Below are 2,126 nucleotides of genomic sequence, written 5' to 3' on the forward strand. Positions count from 1 at the left end.
CCCAGTTCAACGCGGTCCGCGACCTCGACGTCGTCCGCGACCTGAACCCGCAACTGCAGACGTTCCAGCAGTGGCTGAACGCACACAAGCACGCCTTCGCCGGCGCCTGACGGGCGAACCGGCGGACTTCATTCCACGCACCTGATCCTCATTCCAGGCACCTGATCCTCATTCCACGCATCTGATCCCCAGGGCCCCGGCGTTCCCGCTGAACGCCGCTTTCGCCCCGATCGTGACAGCGCACCACCGGAGCACATCGGGACGCATCACGAGAACATCGGGGCCCTGTCTGCCTCCCCCTGATTGGTCAACTCATGAACATCGCTCTGTGGATTCTGGCCGGCCTGCTCGCCGCGCTCTTCCTGGCCGCCGGCGGCGCGAAGCTGGCCCAGCCGAAGGAGAAGCTCGCCGCCTCGCCGAACATGGCGTGGGCCGAGGACTTCTCTCCGGGCATGTTCAAGCTGATCGGCGCCCTGGAGGTGCTGGCCGCGGTCGGGTTGATCCTGCCCGCCGTGCTGGACATCATCCCCGTCCTGGTGCCGCTGGCCGCCGTCGGCCTCGTGCTGCTGATGGCCGGAGCGGCGACAACCCACGCCAGGCGCAAGGAGTCCAGCGCGATCGTGACAAACCTTGTGCTGATCGTGCTGGCCGGTGCGGTGGCGTGGGGCCGCTTCGGCCCGTACCCCTTCGCCTGATCGCCGGCAGCGTCTGCACAGGGAGGAGCACCATGCCCGCCATCACCGTCGAGGACGTCCTCGTCCTGCCCCGCCTGCCCACGCTCACCCCTGCCAGGACCCGGACCCGTGAGGTGCGCCGGCTGGTCACCGCGCCGCGCGGCTACGAGGGTGAGGGCTTCCCGGTACGCCGCGGGTTCGCCGATGTGCCACTGTCCGAACTGGATCCATTCGTCCACTTCGATCATCTCGGCGAAGTGGACCTGGCCCCCGGTGAGCCCAAGGGGACCCCCTGGCATCCGCACCGTGGCTTCGAGACCGTCACGTACGTCATCGACGGCATCGTGGACCACCAGGACTCCAACGGTGGCAGTGGGCGGATCGCCGACGGCGACACCCAGTGGATGACCGCCGGGGCGGGCATCCTGCACATCGAGGCGCCGCCGGAGAGCCTGGTGATGAGCGGGGGCGTGATCCACGGCACCCAGCTGTGGGTCAACCTGCCCCGGGCGAAGAAGCTGGTCCCGCCCCGATACCAGGACATCCGCGGCAGCCAGGCGGCGCTGCTGACCACACCCGACGGCGGCGCGCTGATCCGGGTCATCACCGGCGACATCGCCGGGTACGCCGGACCGGGGGTCACACACACGCCGATCACGCTGGCACACATCACCGTCGAGCCCGGCGCCCAGGTCGACCTGCCCTGGCACCCCGGATACAACGCGCTGGTCTACGCCCTGGCCGGCACCGGCACCGTCGGCGCCAAGCACAGGCCGATCCAGGCCGGTCAACTCGCCGTGCACGGGCCCGGGGACGGCCTGCGCCTCACCGCCGCGCCGCGGCAGGCTTCACACACCCCGAAGCTGGAGCTGTATGTCATGGGCGGGCAGCCGATTCGTGAACCGGTCGCCCACTACGGCCCGTTCGTCATGAACACCCGCGACGAACTGACCCAGGCCTTCGAGGACTACCAGGCCGGCCGGCTCGGCGTCATCCCCGCCACCCGGCTGCCGCACACCGGATAGCCGGGCACCGAATCTCCCGAGCCCGCGGCACGGATGGTCTGACCGCGTGCCCCGCAGACCCTCACCGCGAGCCGGCACGCGGCGACAGGACCCAGCGTGCGGTCCTGGTTCAGTGCCGACTCAGCCGGGGTATGCGCGCGCATTCTCGGGAACTGGGCGAGGGCGTTGGTCCGCTCGAGAGCGATCCTCTGGTGCGGGCTGCAGAAGGAGAAGTTCGCCGCTTCCGACGCCCCGGCGTCCTGCGCGTCGCCTGCCCCGGTCCCATCCCCCTTCATCACCCCGTCCCCTTTCGAGGGCGAGGCGTCACGGAGCAACGATGACCGCACAGTTGACGGGTGAGCGCACGCTGACCCGCATCACCACCAAGCAGCAGCTGGGCCCCGACGCGCAGGTCGACGACAAGGCACTCCTCTTCGTACCGACCGAC

General features: G+C 69.7%; 2 protein-coding genes. Both read left to right on the forward strand.

The genetic code is table 11. The annotated features are described in order from the left end of the window. Nucleotides 1-314 precede the first annotated feature (314 nt). A complete protein-coding gene (locus ACFY9I_RS42285; protein ID WP_391012808.1) occupies nucleotides 315-695 on the forward strand; it encodes a DoxX family protein in 381 nt (126 codons plus the stop codon). A gap of 32 nt (nucleotides 696-727) precedes the next feature. Further along, nucleotides 728-1,699 (forward strand): pirin family protein, encoded by a 972-nt coding sequence (locus tag ACFY9I_RS42290; protein WP_391012810.1) that lies wholly within the window; start codon nucleotides 728-730, stop codon nucleotides 1,697-1,699. Nucleotides 1,700-2,126: the final 427 nt, after the last annotated feature.

The sequence above is a fragment of the Streptomyces sp. NPDC012510 genome, assembly GCF_042955065.1.
Taxonomy (GTDB): Bacteria; Actinomycetota; Actinomycetes; order Streptomycetales; family Streptomycetaceae; genus Streptomyces.